This is a genomic window from Dyella subtropica, from assembly GCF_026283965.1.
GTDB classification, from domain to species: Bacteria; Pseudomonadota; Gammaproteobacteria; order Xanthomonadales; family Rhodanobacteraceae; genus Dyella_D; species Dyella_D subtropica.
The window spans coordinates 120,655-136,327 of the sequence record NZ_JAPDPD010000004.1 but is presented as its reverse complement, the minus strand read 5'-3'; the positions used below and the strand labels follow the sequence as shown (position 1 = coordinate 136,327).

The window sequence follows — 15,673 nt, the reverse complement described above, 5'->3', positions numbered from 1 at the left end:
CTTTGGCATGAGTAGCGATCTCGCGAGCGAAGATCAGACCCAGGCCACCCGCGCCGCCGGTAATCAGATACACACCGTTCGCCTTCCACGGCGAGTCCGCGTCGGACGCGCCGGCCAATTCGGCCCAGCTGACGACTTGGCGCACGCCGTGGACATAGCGCACCTGCGATGCATCGCCGCCGCGATTTTCCAGCAGCGCCTGTACCACATCCTGTCCAGGCTCGATGCCGATGGTCTGGCCGACGATGCGCGGATTCTCCAGCTGCGCCGTGCGCAGCATGCCGCCCAATCCCACGAAGGTTTGATCTACGCCGTGGCTTGGCACCATCACCTGGATCAAGTGCTGACCCGGCTGGCTGCTCAGCGCCTGAATCTGTTCCAGCAGCGCCGCCGCCGCCGATGCATAGCCTTGCGCCAGATCCTGATCTGCGGCGAAGGTCAGGAACATCGCACCCGGCAGATCCGCCTGCACGCGATCCGTGTCCACCGCATCGAGGCCGCACAACATCACCAGGTGCCGCGCGAACGCAGGGTTCTCGATACGCTTGGCGGCGGACCGAGCTTCCCATACAGGCGTCGTCAGCAGCGTCTGCAAAGCCGTGTCGGGCTCAACAGTGATCGTCGATGCCCGCAGCTCAAGTTGGCTGAAGCGAACGCATACCATCCCCGCCTCGTCGCAGAGGTCGACATCCAGGACAGGCCATGCCTTGGGCGATGCATCGCCCATGACATGGCCTGCGCTGGGACGCACCACCGCCCACATGTCGGCGACGCAAGGTGCCAGCACTTCAAGCGATTCCAGCGCGACGGGCAGCCACAAGGTCGGTTCGCTCGCATCATCAGCCGGGTGCACCAAGCCGATTGCGGCTTGCAGCGCCGCATCCAGCAGACTGGGATGCAGCTCGTACCCATCCGGCGCCGACGCCGGGAGTGTGATGCGCGCCAGGACCTGCTGCGGCCCCACGAACAGTTCGCTCAGGCCCTGGAAGCCTGGGCCGTAGTGCAAGCCCATTTGCTTGAACGCGGCATAGCATTGCGCCGCACTCATAGACGCAGCGGTGCACTGCTCACGCAAGACGGCGAGATCGTGTGTTGCCACCACCTCCGCGTTGGCATCCGCCACGACCATCACCGAGCCCTGGCTATAGGTCACGGTGTCGCCGTCTTCGGTGTCGCGATATAGCTCGAAGCGGATGTCGCCGCCGTCCTGCGGCATCAGTGCGATATGCAGATCGAGCCCAAGCGCGCCAACCGTCACGGGCCGCAGCCAGGCGACGTCGCTCAAGCGCAGCGCGCATGTCTCTTCGATCGCTATGCTGGCCGCGTAGCGGGCCATTTCCAGTTGCGCCACACCCGGCAGGATGCGTGTGCCTTGCACCACGTGATCGGCCAGGAAGAATTCTTCGCCGCTGAAATGACTGCTGAAACGCTGCACCGAAAAGCTCGATGTATTGCGATGCAGTAGCGGATGCAACAGCCCGCCCGCTGTCGCCACGTCCGTCGATGGCGAGGCGGAAACCTCTATCCAATAGCGTTCGCGGGCAAACGGATAGGTGGGCAGGCTGATTCGGCGCGGGAGGTCGGCGCCATACAAACGCCGCCAGTCGAAGGCCAGCCCCTTCACCCACAGGTCGAGCAGCTTGCCGAACTTGCCTTTGGACACCCACGCCTCGGCGATGGCGCCCATGTCGTCGTCGCCATCCAAGGCGGACAACGTATCCTTATGGCGCTTCACCTGACCGCGATACAGCTCGTCGATCGACGTATCACCCGCCAGATAGGCGCTCAACTTCTCGCGCAGTTCGTCCAGCGAATTCACCACCAGGGCGAGACGCTCTTCCATCGCTTCGCGACCGACCTGCAGCGTGTAGGCCAGGTCGGCCAATACGATGTCTGCGCCCGATGTGATGGCTTCCAGCAACTGCTGCACTTGTTCGCGCAGCCGGTCTTCCTGGCGCGCCGACAGCACGATCAGCGCCGGGCCGCTTCCAGCTTGCGATGCGACGGGTGCAACGTATTCCTCGATCACCACATGCGCATTCGCGCCGCCTGCACCGAACGACGAAATGCCCGCGATCCGCGGGACTTCCCGCATCTCGTCACCCGCGTCCAACAGGGGCCGCGGCCACGGAGCGAGTTCCTGCTGCACCACGAACGGCGTGGCCTCGAAATCGATGTTCGGATTCAGCACGGCCGAGTGCAGGCTCGGTGCCAGTTGCCGGTGCTTCAGCTGCAGCAGCACCTTGGTCACACCAGCGATGCCTGCTGCGCTTTCACAATGCCCGATGTTCGATTTGGCCGAGCCGATGGCGCAGAACTGCTTATCTTGTGTCCACTGACCAAACGCCTTGGACAGCCCCGCGATCTCGATCGGATCGCCCAGGCTGGTGCCCGTACCATGCGCCTCGATGTAGCTCATTGCCCGCGCATCGATCCCGCCTTCACGCAAGGCCCGCTCGATCACCTTCGCCTGCGCGTTCGGGTTCGGCACGGTGTAGCCGTTGGTCTTGCCGCCGTGGTTGACCGCGGTGGCCCGGATCACGCCGTAGATATGGTCGCCATCGGCCTTGGCCTGGGCCAGCGGTTTCAACAGCACCGCGCCCACGCCCTCGCCAGGCACGTAGCCTTCACCGCCCTCCCCGAAGCTCTCGCAGCGGCCCTTGCCCGAGATGAAGCGGCCCTGGGCCAACGTGAGGTACTTGTTCGGGTGGATCGAGACGTTCACGCCACCCGCCACGGCCACCGCGCAATCGCCGCGCTGGATACCCTGGCAAGCGAGGTGAATCGCCGTCAGCGACGACGAACACATGGTGTCCAGCGCCATGCTCGGACCGTTGAAATTGCAGAAGTACGAAATCCGGTTGGCGATCGATGCCGGGTGACCGGATACCGCGATCGGCCGTCCGCGTGCCTGCTCCTGCGCACCGTAGAGTTGGTACTCCTCATACATCACGCCGACGAACACGCCGACCTCGCCGTCCTGGCTCACGTTGTCCCGGGTGTAGCCGGCATCTTCCAGCGTGGCATGTACGCACTCCAGGAACAGCCGCTCCTGCGGATCCATCAGCTCCGCTTCGCGCGGCGAGATGTTGAAGAACAGCGGATCGAACAAGTCGACGCCGTCGATGAAGCCACCCCACTTGCCGTACGTCTTGCCTAGCGCGTTGCGGTCTTCGTCGTAGTAGCGCGTGTGGTCCCAACGCTCGACCGGAATCTCGGTGATGCTGTCCCTGCCCTGGCTCAGGTTGGCCCAGAACTGCTCGAGGTTAGCCGCCTGCGGATAACGCCCAGCCACACCGATGATCGCGATCTCGCCGACGTCGCGGCCGGCATCCTTGCCGATCCGGCCGCGCGCCCCGTAACGCGAGCGGCGGCTCATCGGCGCGGAAGCCGGCTTATCAAGCTTGGTTGCCGAAGGCACCGACACGACGGCCGCGGCTGCGCGGCTTTCACCAAACAGCGCCGCCATGGCAGCAGGGTGATGCTGCACAAAGTATCCGCTCAACGCGGCAATCGTCTGGTATTCGAAGAACAGCGTTTTCGGCAACGGGCCAAACTGCTTTTCCAGGGCGCGTGTCAGATCCAATACCAGGAGGGAATCGATGCCATAGGTTTCCATCTGCGCCCGCGGATCGATCCGGTGGGTCGGCAGCTTCAGCGTTGCCGAAAGGAAACGCACGAAATAGCGGGTAGACCTTTCCTGGATATCGTCCGAGACGTTCTCCACGGTTCGCACAGCAGTTGTTTCTACCAGCGGCAGTGGAGTGGAGTCATTCACCAAGCGGTCCTTTCCATGGCTCGTCGCTTCTTCATGTTTCGCATCGCGGACCAGGCCTCCGGTCGGCGGTGTCGCCAGCACCCTCAGACCAAGCTGCTTGAAGCGCAGGCAAGGCACACCGCTTTCATCGCAAAGATCGATATCAACGGTGTGTACGGCATCGCCGCTTGCGCGATCGGAACTGTGACGAACGACTGCCCACATGCTGGTCGTACACGGGGCCAATACGTCCAGGGATCCCATGGCAAACGGCAGCATCAACGTCAGATCGCCAGCGCCTGCGCCCATCTGCAAACCGATCGACGCTTGCAGCGCCGCGTCGAGCAGGCTGGGGTGCAGCACGTAGCGATCCTTCGTCGCCTGTACGGCGGAAGGCAGCGTGATCCGTGCCAACACCAACTTCTCGCCGACGAACAGTTCGCTCAAACCCTGGAAGCCATCGCCATAGTTCAAGCCCAGGGCTTGGAACGCCGCGTAGCATTGCGCTGCACTCAGATGTACCTGTGTGCATTGCTGACGCAGTGCTTCGAGATCGTGCGGTGCCGGAGAGATGTCGTCGATGGTCTCCGTCACCACGCCTCGTCCATAGACAACGATCTCGCCATCCACAGGATCGGCGTGAATCTCATAGCCGATGTCGCCGCTGTCTTCCGGATACAGCGAAACATGCAGCTCCAGCCCCTCACTGCCGGCGACCGCGGGGCGCGACCACACCACATCCTTCAGATGCAGCTGGCCGGCGCCATCCATCGCCTCGCTTGCCGCAAAGCGCGCCATCTCGAGCTGGGCCACGCCCGGCAATACCCGCTTATCCAACACCACGTGGTCGGCAAGGAAAAACTCGTCTCCGCCAAAGCGGCTGCTGAAGCGCGGGCCGAGCAAGTTCGATGAATTGCGCTGCACCAAGGGATGCAGCAGGGCACCCACACTGGATGCCGTCGGCAGGTTGGCATCCCCGGCCGGCACCCAATAGCGTTCCCTGGCGAAGGCATACGTCGGCAAACTGATGCGGCGGGGTTTATGGGCGCCATAGAGCGCGCTCCAATCAAGGCCATACCCCTTCACCCACATATCGAGCAGCTTGCTGAGCTTGCCCTTCCCGACCCAGCTCCGCACGGTATGGGCCATGTCCTCATCGGCCGACCATGGTCCCAGCGCATCCTTGTTGCGCTTGGCCTGGCCGCGATAGAGCTCGTCCACGCCACCATCGCCGGACAGGAAGCGTGCCAGCTTGTCGCGCAACTCGGTGTGCGAACCGGCCACCAAGCCCAGCCGCTCTTCCATCGCTTCGCGTCCGACCTGCAGCGTGTAAGCCAGATCGGCCAACGCGATCTCCGACTCCGCTTGCGGCGAGTCAAGGAACGCCAACAGTTGCTGTGCCTGTTCGCGTAGCCGCTCCTCATTGCGTGCCGACAGCACCACCGCGACCGGACCGTTTGCGACAGGAACGGACGCTGGCGCGAGATATTCCTCCAGCACCACATGCGCATTCACGCCACCGAAACCGAACGAACTCACGCCAGCGCGGCGGGGCAGCACCTGGCCTTGTGCATCGCGTACTGCCTTCCATTCGCGTGCTTCCTGCACTACGTAGAACGGGCTGTCATCCAGGTCGATGTACGGATTGAGGCTGTCGCTATGCAGGCTCTTCACCAGCGTCCGATGCTTCATCTGCAGCAGGACCTTGATCACGCCCGCCACACCGGCTGCCAATTCAAGGTGGCCGATGTTGGTCTTGACCGATCCCAGGCCGCAGTGCGGTGCTGCGACCTCACTCTCACCGCTTGCCGCGTACAACTCCTTGAACGCTGCCTTCAGGCCGTTGATCTCCACCGGATCGCCGAGTGGGGTGCCGGTGCCGTGTGCTTCGATATAAGTCACGCTGCGCGGATCGATGCCGGCTTGCTGATAGGCCCGCCGAACTACCGCCGCCTGCGCCTTCGGATTGGGCGCGGTCAGCGAGTTGGCACGACCGCCATGGTTCTCCGCCGTGCCGCGCACCAGACCATAGATGTGGTCGCCGTCGCGCTCGGCGTCCGACAACCGCTTCAATACCAGCATCGCGACGCCTTCGCCGCGCACGTAGCCATTGGCTTCGCTGGAGAAGGTCTTGCAGCGACCGTCCTCGCTTAGCATGCCGGCCTTGTTGAAGCTGACGTGCAGTTCCGGGTTGACGATGGTGTTCACGCCACCGGCGATGGCCATGCTGCAATCGCCCCGGGCGATCGCGAGCATCGCGCGACGCAAAGCGATCAACGAGCTGGAGCACGCCGTTTCCACCGGCTCGCTCGGGCCGTGGAAGTTGAGGAAATAGCTCATCCGGTTGGGCCCCACCGAGGCGACCGCCCCGGTCGAGGAATACCCTTCGATCGCCATCCTGGCGCGGCTGATCAAGTGGCCGTATCCGCTGGCCATGGTGCCGACATAGATGGCCGTGTCACTGCCCGACAATGCGGGGCCGGCGTAACCGGCATCTTCCAGCGCCTTCCAGACGTGGATCATCATCAGGCGCTGCTGCGGGTCCATCAGCTCGGCTTCTTTGGGCGAGATGCCGAAGAACATCGGGTCGAATTCATCGACGCCATCGATGAAGCCGCCCCACTTGATATTGGTCTTGTTCTGCTCCCTCGCCGGATCGCCGTACCACGCACGCCAATCCCAGCGTTCGCGCGGAATCTCGCCGATGCAATCCTTGCCCTCGACCAGGTTGCGCCAGAACGTCTCGATGTCCCGCGCCTGCGGGAACTGACCGCTCATGCCGATGATGGCGATCGGTTCGTCGACCGCCGCGTTCCGGTTCGCAGCGGACGCTGCCACCGACGTGCTGAAACGGCTGTGCCGGCGGGACCGGATGCGCTCATGCACCGAAGCGGTGGCCGGCACCGCGACCACCGTCGCCGGTGCCGGAGATGCCGCGCTATTCGCCGACGCAAAGCGCGGCGTCAGCGCTGACTGATGTTCGCGCGCCAGATAGTCGGCCAGACCGTCCAGCGTCGGGTATTCAAAGAAGATCGTCGGCTTCAATTCGAGCCGGTATTGCTGATTCAGCGCGTTGCCGAATTCGGTAAGCGAGATGGAATCGAAGCCGTATTCGCTCAGGGCCGTATCGCCGTCGATATCCTCCGGCTTGACCTTGATCAGCGACGACACCATGCCTACCAGCGCACGCTTTACCTGCCCCCGTATGCCCCGCTCCTGTAGGCGATGCTCCGAGAAAGCGGCAGCGCTCCCGCTCTCCTTCGCATTGCCGTCATGGCTATCGATCGCTGCCGGCATGACCGCAAGCTTTTCCTGCGGCTTGCCCAACACCACCTGGCGGATACGGGCCGCATCACCCGCCACCACCATCAGCTGGTTCAACCCGCTCGCCAGGGCTTGCCGCAAAGCCAGTAGACCGCTGTCGCTGGCTAGAGGCTGCATGCCCAGCTGCTGCTTCAGCATCGTGCGCGTGGCCGCATCCACCTGCATGCCGCCCTCGTCCCACAGCGGCCAGTTGATCGACAGCGTGTGGCCGTGGCGTTCCCCGCGCGCCACGCGTTCGGCGCGATGATGCGCAAAGGCATCCATGAAGGCATTCGCCGTCGCGTAATCCGCCTGACCCACATTGCCGATCGCACCGGCGATGGACGAGAAGCAGATGAAACAGTCGAGCACCATGTCGCGACTGGCTTCATCGAGATTCAGCGTGCCGGTGACTTTGGCGCTGAGCACCTCATGCAATTGCTGCCGCGTCTTCCTGACGATGAAGCTGTCGCGCACCACACCAGCGCTGTGGATGATGCCGTCGAGACTTTCAAACTCTTCCGGAATGCTGTGCACCAGTTGCGTCAGCGCGGCGGCATCGGTGACGTCGATCGCGTGGTAGCGCACCACGGCGCCCAAGGCTTCCAGCTGGCGGATATGGGCCTGGATGCTTTCGTTCAGCGCCGAGCGGCCCGTGAGGATCAGCACGGGGTTCCTGGCCTGGCTCGCAATCTCGCGAGCGAAGATCAGGCCAAGTCCACCTGCGCCGCCCGTGATCAGGTACACGCCGTGTGCCTTCCACGGTGAGCCGGCGTTGGCCGCGCCGGCCAGCTCGGCCCAGCCGCTGACCTGACGTTCGCCGTTGACGTAACGCACGTGCGACGCATCGCCGCCGCGGTTGTCCAGCAGCGCCTGCATCACGTCTTGTGCGGGTTCGACACTGATCACCTGACCAACGATGCGCGGGTTCTCCAACTGCGCCGTGCGCAGCATGCCGCCCAATCCCGCCATGGTCCGGCCTGCGCCCTGATCCGGCACCACTACCTGGATCAGGTGCTGCCCCGGCTGGCTGCCGAGCGACTGGATCTGTTCAAGCAAGGCTCCGCCGACCGATTCATAGTGCTGCGCCAAATCTTGATTCACGGCGAAGGCCAGGCAGACCACGCCCGGCATGTGCGCCTGCACGCGATCCGCATCGGCCGCATCAAGCCCACACAACACCACCAGATGCCGCGCGAACGCACGACCGGTCGCCGTCACGACAGGTTGCGCCTCCCATGTCGGACGCAGCAGCAGCGTCTTGACCGGTGCGCCATGTTCAGCACTGGCGACCACCGGCCTCAGGCTGAATTGCTTGAAGCGTACGCATACAGCGCCGAGCTCATCGCAGAGGTCGATGTCGAGCCGTTGCACCGCATCACCCGTCTTGCTACCAGCGCTGTGACGCACCACGGCCCACATGGCGGATGGGCATGGCGCCAGTACCTCCAGCGCGCCCAATGCAAACGGCAGCATCAGCGTCATCCCGCCGGCTTCCGTCGCCGCACCCATCTGCAGACCCAGCGTCGCTTGCAGCGCCGCGTCCAGCAGACTCGGATGCAGTACGTAGTCATCTTGCGAGGCCTGCACCGAGGCCGGCAGCGTGATCCGCGCCAGGACTTGCCGTGATCCCACGAACAGTTCGCGCAGGCCCTGGAAGCCCGGGCCATAGTGCAAGCCCATCTGCTCGAACGCCGCATAGCACGCTTGGGCGTTCCAATGCGCTTGCGCGCACTGCTCGCGCAGCGCCGCCAGATCGTGCGCCGTGGATGCGCCTGACGTTTCCGTCGCACCCACCAAGGCCACGCCCTGGCTATGCACCAGAGCTTCACCGTTCTCGTCTTCGCTGCAGATCTCGAAACTGATGTCGCCGGTTGCTTCCGGATAGAGCGCGATATCCAGCGCTAGCCCCTTGGCACCCACCTTGATCGGACGCACCCACACGACATCGCTCAACGCGATATGACCCGCAGCGCCGATCGCCTCGCCGACCGCGCAACGTGCCATTTCCAGTTGCGCCACGCCCGGCAGGATCCGTGCGCCTTGCACTAGGTGATCAGCCAGGAAAAATTCGTCGCCGCTCAAACGCGTGCTGAAACGCAGCCCGGTCACGTCCGAGGTGTTCCGATGCAGCAGCGGATGCAGGGCCGCGCCAGTGCCGGACGAAGTCGCTGGCTGTGTCGGCCCGGTCTGTACCCAATAACGCTCGCGGGCGAACGGATAGGTCGGCAGGCTGATACGACGCGGCCGTTCAGCGCCATACAAACGCTGCCAGTCGAAGGCGAGGCCCTTCACCCACAGGTCGAGCAACTTGCCGAACTTGCCCTTGGCGATCCACGCCTCGACAGCGGCGCCGATGTCGTCATCGCCAGCCAAGGCGGCAAACGCATCCTTGTTGCGTTTGACCTGACCGCGGTACAGGTCGTCGACAGCCGTTTCGCCAGCGACAAAGGCGCTCAGCTTCTCGCGCAGCTCGTCCAGCGTGTTCACCACCAGAGCAAGGCGCTCCTCCATCGCTTCGCGACCGACCTGCAGGGTGTAGGCCAGATCGGCCAGTGCGATGGTCCCGTCCGACGCGATGGCGTCCAGCAAGCGCTGCACTTGTTCGCGCAGCCGGTCTTCGTGGCGTGCCGACAGCACGATCAACGCCGGGCCGCTCATCGTTGCCGGTACAACCGGTGCGACGTATTCCTCGATCACCACGTGCGCATTCGCGCCGCCCGCGCCGAACGACGAAATGCCGGCGATTCTTGGATATTCGCGGCTGTCCACCCACGGCCGCGGCCATGGAGCGAGTTCCTGCTGCACCACGAACGGCGTGCCGCCAAAATCGATGTTCGGATTCAGCACGCTCGAATGCAGGCTCGGCGCCAGTTGCCGATGCTTCAGCTGCAACAGCACCTTGGTCACACCGGCAATGCCCGCCGCGCTTTCGCCGTGCCCGATATTCGATTTGGCCGAACCGATCGCACAGAACTGCGTGTCCTGCGTCCAGTTTCGGAACGCCTTGGACAACCCCGCGATCTCGATCGGATCACCCAGGCTGGTGCCCGTACCATGGGCTTCCACGTAACTCACGGCGCGCGCATCAATGCCGCCCTCGCGCAGCGCCTGCTCGATCACCTTCGCCTGCGCGTTCGGGTTGGGCACGGTGTAGCCGTTGGTCTTGCCGCCGTGATTGATGGCAGTGGCCTTGATCACGCCGTAGATGTGATCGCCATCGGCCTTCGCCTGGGCCAGCGGCTTGAGCAGCACCGCGCCCACGCCTTCACCGGGCACATAACCTTCGCCGCCTTCGCCGAAACTCTCACAGCGGCCTTTGCCGGAGATGAACTTGCCTTGCGCGAGCATCAGGTACTTGTTGGGGTGCACCGATACGTTCACCCCACCCGCGATCGCCACCGCGCAGCCGCCGCGTTGCAGGCTCTGGCAGGCCAGGTGAATCGCCGTCAGCGACGACGAGCACATGGTGTCCAGCGCCAGGCTGGGGCCGTTGAAATTGCAGAAGTACGAAACGCGATTCGCGACCGATGCAGCGCTGTTGAGCATCGCCAGGTTGCGTCCCCTGGCCTGCTCCTGCGCGCCGTACAGCTGGTACTCCTCGTACATCACACCGACGAAGACGCCGACGCTGCCTTCCTGTCCCGCACCGGCATGTTGGGTGACGGTTTCCCTGGTGTAACCCGCGTCCTCCAGCGTGGCATGCACGCATTCCAGGAACAGCCGCTCCTGCGGATCCATCAGTTCCGCTTCACGCGGCGAGATATTGAAGAACAGCGGATCGAACAGGTCGACGCCGTCGATGAAGCCGCCCCACCGACTATAGGTCTTGCCGGGCTTACTGCGGTCTTCGTCGTAATAGAGGTGGTAGTCCCAGCGTTCGGACGGGATCTCGGTGATGCTGTCTTTGCCCTGGCTCAGATTGGCCCAGAATTGCTCCAGATTGGCCGCCTGCGGATAACGCCCGGCTACGCCGATGATCGCGATCTCGCCGACATCCTTGGTGGTCGTGGACGGATTGGCGTGCGCGAAGTCCCTGGTTGGCGCGATCACGTTCGGGAAGCCAGGTTCGCGCGCTCCGAAGCGCGGGCGGCGAGTCGTCGTCGCGGCAACGATCGGCGCCTCTTCCTCGCGCGACGATGTCGCTACAGGGGCATCATGCAGCGTTTCACCCAACACCTCGCTCAAGCGGGCGAGGTGATGCTGCAAGAAATAGCCGGCCAGCGCGGCGATGGTCTGGTATTCGAATAACAGCGTCTTGGAAAGCGGGCCGAACACCTGCTCCAAGGTTCGGGTCAGGTCCATCACAAGGATGGAGTCGATGCCGTAGGCCTCCATCTGCGCGCGCGCATCGATGCTGTGCGCCGGCCGCTTGAGCGTGCTCGACAATAGCCGCACGAAATAACGTTTGGCCTTTTCCTGCAACTCGTCAGACAGCGCGCTCGGCGCCGAGCTTTCAGGCTTGGCCGCCACAGCGATGGGCTTCGCGACACCCGACAGGGCGGACTTGAACCGGCGTATCGCGCCTTCGGCCACCAGCACTTGCGACAGGCCGCTCGACAAGGCCTGCACCAAGGCCGCACAGCCGCTGGCGGTGCGCAATGGAATCAACCCGGTCTGCTGCGTCATGCTCTGCCGCGTAGCGGCATCGACCTGCATGCCGCCCTCTTCCCATAGCGGCCAATTGATCGACAACGTGCGCCCCTGGCGCTCTCCTCGCGCCACGAGCTCAGCACGATGGTGCGCGAAGGCATCCATGAAGGCATTGGCTGCCGCATAGTCGGCCTGACCTACATTGCCAAGCGCACCCGATGTGGATGCGAAGCAGACGAAGCAGTCGAGCGCCAGATCGCGGCTGGCTTCGTCGAGATGGAGCGTGCCAGCCACTTTGGCATGCAACACCTCGTGCAGTTCCTCGCGCGTCTTCTTGATGATGAAGCTGTCGCGCAACACACCCGCGCTGTGGATGATGCCGTGCAAGCCGCCGAAGGTTTCGGCGACGTCATGCACCACATGCCTCACGGCCTCGCGATTGCCCACGTCGAGCTGGCGGTATTGCGCCGTCGCGCCCAACGCTTCCAGCTCGCTGAGTTTGGCCTGGGTGGCCTCCGTCAACGGCGAGCGTCCAGTCAGGATCAGCGTTGCGCCCTTGGCGTGGGTAGCGATCTCGCGGGCGAAGATCAGCCCCAGGCCGCCCGCGCCGCCGGTGATCAGGTAAACGCCCTGCGCCTTCCATGGTGAGCCGGCATCGATCGCACCGGTCCATTCGATCCAGCTGCCGACCTGGCGCACGCCATCGACGTAACGTATCTGCATCGCGAAGCTGTCACGGTTTTCCAGCAGCGCCTGCGCCACGTCCTGCGTGGACTCGACGCTGATCAGCTGGCCCACGATGCGCGGGTTTTCCAACTGTGCCGTGCGCAGCATGCCGCCCAATCCCGCCAGGGTCTGCTCTATGCCCTGGCTTGGAACCATCACCTGGATCAGATGCTGTCCTGGCTGGCTGCCCAGCGACTGGATCTGTTCCAGCAAGGTGGCGGCGGCCGATTCATAGCGCTGCGCTAGTTCGTCGCCGGTGCCGATCTCCATGCATGCCGCGCCAGGCAACCTCGACTGCACGTCGGGCAAGGCGACGCGAATGCCGTCCGGTCCGCCGCACAACAGCACGAGATGGTTCGCATAGCGTGGCGCGCCGGAAGCGGTCGCCGGCTGCGCTGTCCACTCAAGCTGCAGCAGCGCGGTGCGTACCGGCTCATCGGCCCCTGCATGCATCGACGCGCGCGCGCAAAACTCCCCGAGGCGCACGCATACCGACCCAGCCTCGTTGCACAAGTCGATATCGAATTTCTGCAGCGCATCGCCTGCCGCACTGCCAGCACTGCGGCGTATCACGGCCCACATGTTCTCGGTGCAGGGCGCGATGACGTCCAACGATCCCAGCGCGAAGGGCAGCGTCAACGGCGCATCACCGAGCCCGCCCGCGTCCTCGGCTTGAAAAGCTATCGCCGCTTGCAGCGCGGCATCGAGCACGCTGGGATGAAGGACGTAGCTTTCCTGCAGCGATTTCACCGAATCCGGCAGCGCGATGTGCGCCAGTGCCTGCCCCTGTCCGACGAACACTTCACTCAAGCCACGATGGCCAGGCCCATAGTTCAGGCCCATCCGATCGAACGCGGCATAACAAGCCGCCGCGCCCAGCTGCGATTGCGCACATTGCCGGCGCAGCGCGGCAAGGTCGTGCACCGCCGCAGCGCCGAGCTGCGCATCCGGGACGGCCGTCACTGAGCCTTGGCTGTAGACCACGCCCTCGTCGCCATCGGCACTGTCGTAGAGCTCGAAACTGAATTCACCGTTGCTCTCCGGAAACAGCGCCAGGTGCAGTTCCACCGGCTCGGGCCCGACCACGACGGGCCGCAGCCACACGATGTCTTTCAAGCTATACGCGCCCGCGGCGGCAACGACCTGGTCGGCCGCGCAACGAGCCATTTCCAACTGGGCCGCGCCCGGCAAGGTGCGTTCGCCTTGCACCAGGTGATCGGCAAGGAAGAACTCCTTCCCGCTAAAGCGACTGCTGAAACGCAGCCCGGAAATGTTCGACGTATTGCGATGCACTAGCGGATGGATCGCTGTCTGCGGCGCGGCCGATGCCGTCGACGGGATGGCATCGATCCAGTGCTTTTCCCGGACGAACGGATACGTCGGCAGCGCGAGGCGGCGGCGCTTGCGCCCTTCGTGCAAGGCCGCCCAATCAAACTCGTGGCCTTCGACCCACTTTCCCGCCACCGCGAGGAGATCCCCACTGACCAGCAGGGTCGACAGCGAGTCTTCACGTTCCGCCACTCCCCCGGCCTGCGCCAACGTCTCGGCCGAAAGTTGCCCAACAAACACATCGCCCGGCTTGGAACGTTGCGCCACCCAGTCTTCCAACCGTTCTTGCAGCGTTTCGAAAGAATCGACCACCAGCGCCAGGCGCGCCGCCATGGCCTGCCGCCCCGCCTGCAGCGTGTAGGCCAGATCAGCCAGGCCAGCGTCACGGACTTCGGCTGACTCGATGGCGGCAAGCAGTTGCCGCACGCGCTCGCGCAGCACGGGCACGGTCTTGGCCGACAGCACCACTAATACAGGAGACTGCACCAGTACAGGAGACTGCTCGGATGAAGATTCATCCGTTGCTTCTTGGCCCTGGCCAGAGGGCGCCACCTCGGGTTCGAGATACTCCTCGACAATGACGTGGGAGTTCACACCACCAAAGCCAAAGGAGCTGATGCCGGCGCGACGTGGGATGGCCAGCCCGTTGTCGTCGACCAGCGCCAGCCACGGCCGCGCCGTATCGACCATAAAGAACGGGCTGCCATCCAGCGTGATGCGCGGATTGAGCTTCTGGTAATGCACCAGTGGCGGAAAGCTCTGGTGCTTCATGCATAGCATCGTCTTGATCAAGCCAGCCACGCCAGCGACCGATTCCAAATGGCCAATGTTGGTCTTGACGCTGCCGATACCGCAGAAGCGCTCGCTCAATACTTCACCGCGATCCGCTGCGACGCGGGAGAACGCCATTTTCAGGCCTTCCACTTCGATCGGATCGCCCTTGGGCGTGCCCGTCCCGTGCGCTTCGACATAACCGATGGTACCGACAGGCACCCGTGCCTCGCGCAAAGCTTCAGCGATCACTCTGGATTGCGCTGAAGACCCTGGATAGGTCACCGTGCGCGCGCGGCCACCATGATTCACCGCTGAGCCTCGCAGTACGGCGGCAATGCGGTCCCCATCCCGGATGGCCTTATCGAGCGGCTTGATCAGAAGCATGGCCGCGCCTTCGCCGCGCACGTAGCCATTGGCGCGCTCGTCGAAGCTCTTGCAGCTGCCGTCCGGCGAGAGCATGCCGGTCTTGGAAAATGAAATGAAATGGGTGGGGCTGCACAGCACGCTCACCCCGCCGACCAGCGCCTGGTCGCACTCGCCGCGGCGGATCGCGTGCGCCGCTTTGTGCAACGCCACCAGCGAGCTCGAGCATGCGGTATCGATCGGCATGCTCGGGCCGTGCAAATTCAAAAAGTACGAGATCCGGTTCGGAATGAGGGCGGTATGCGTCCCCGTGGAGACGTGCCCCTCGATGGCATCGAGCGCACCCCGGAGGTGGTCCTCATAGTCGAAATTGAACACCCCCACATAGACGCCTGTGCGGCTGCCGCTGAATACCTTGGGGTCGTAGCCCGCGTCTTCGATGCATGCCCATGCCTGTTCCAGCATGATCCGCTGCTGCGGGTCCATCACCGCCGCTTCGCGCGCCGACACCCCGAAGAAATCCGAATCGAAAAACTCTACGCCATCGACAAACCCGCCCCACTTGCTGATGGACTTGTTCTTGTCCTGCGCATTGGCCGAATAGAAAGCGTCTTTGTCCCACCGGTTCTGCGGCACCTCGCTGATGCTGGACAGCCCATGGCACAGGTTCTCCCAGAACTGTCCATAGTTTTCGGCACCGGGGAAACGGCAGGCCATACCGATGATGGCGATGTCTCCGCTGTCACGATGGTCGAACCTGCGATCCTCCCCTTCCTTGCCGGTGAATGGCGACGGGTTTTCCTGGGGCGGAAACTGACGGACATTCAT

The 15,673-nt window shown here is 63.8% G+C and carries 1 protein-coding gene (cut by a window edge); it reads right to left on the bottom strand.

The features are described from left to right. A protein-coding gene (locus OUZ45_RS05120) for a non-ribosomal peptide synthetase (protein ID WP_266168857.1) crosses the window boundary here: on the bottom strand, nucleotides 1-15,673 show its 5' portion. Its footprint begins 16,988 nt before the window's first position; only the first 15,673 of its 32,661 coding nucleotides appear in the window; its start codon is at nucleotides 15,671-15,673; its stop codon lies beyond the left edge, outside the window.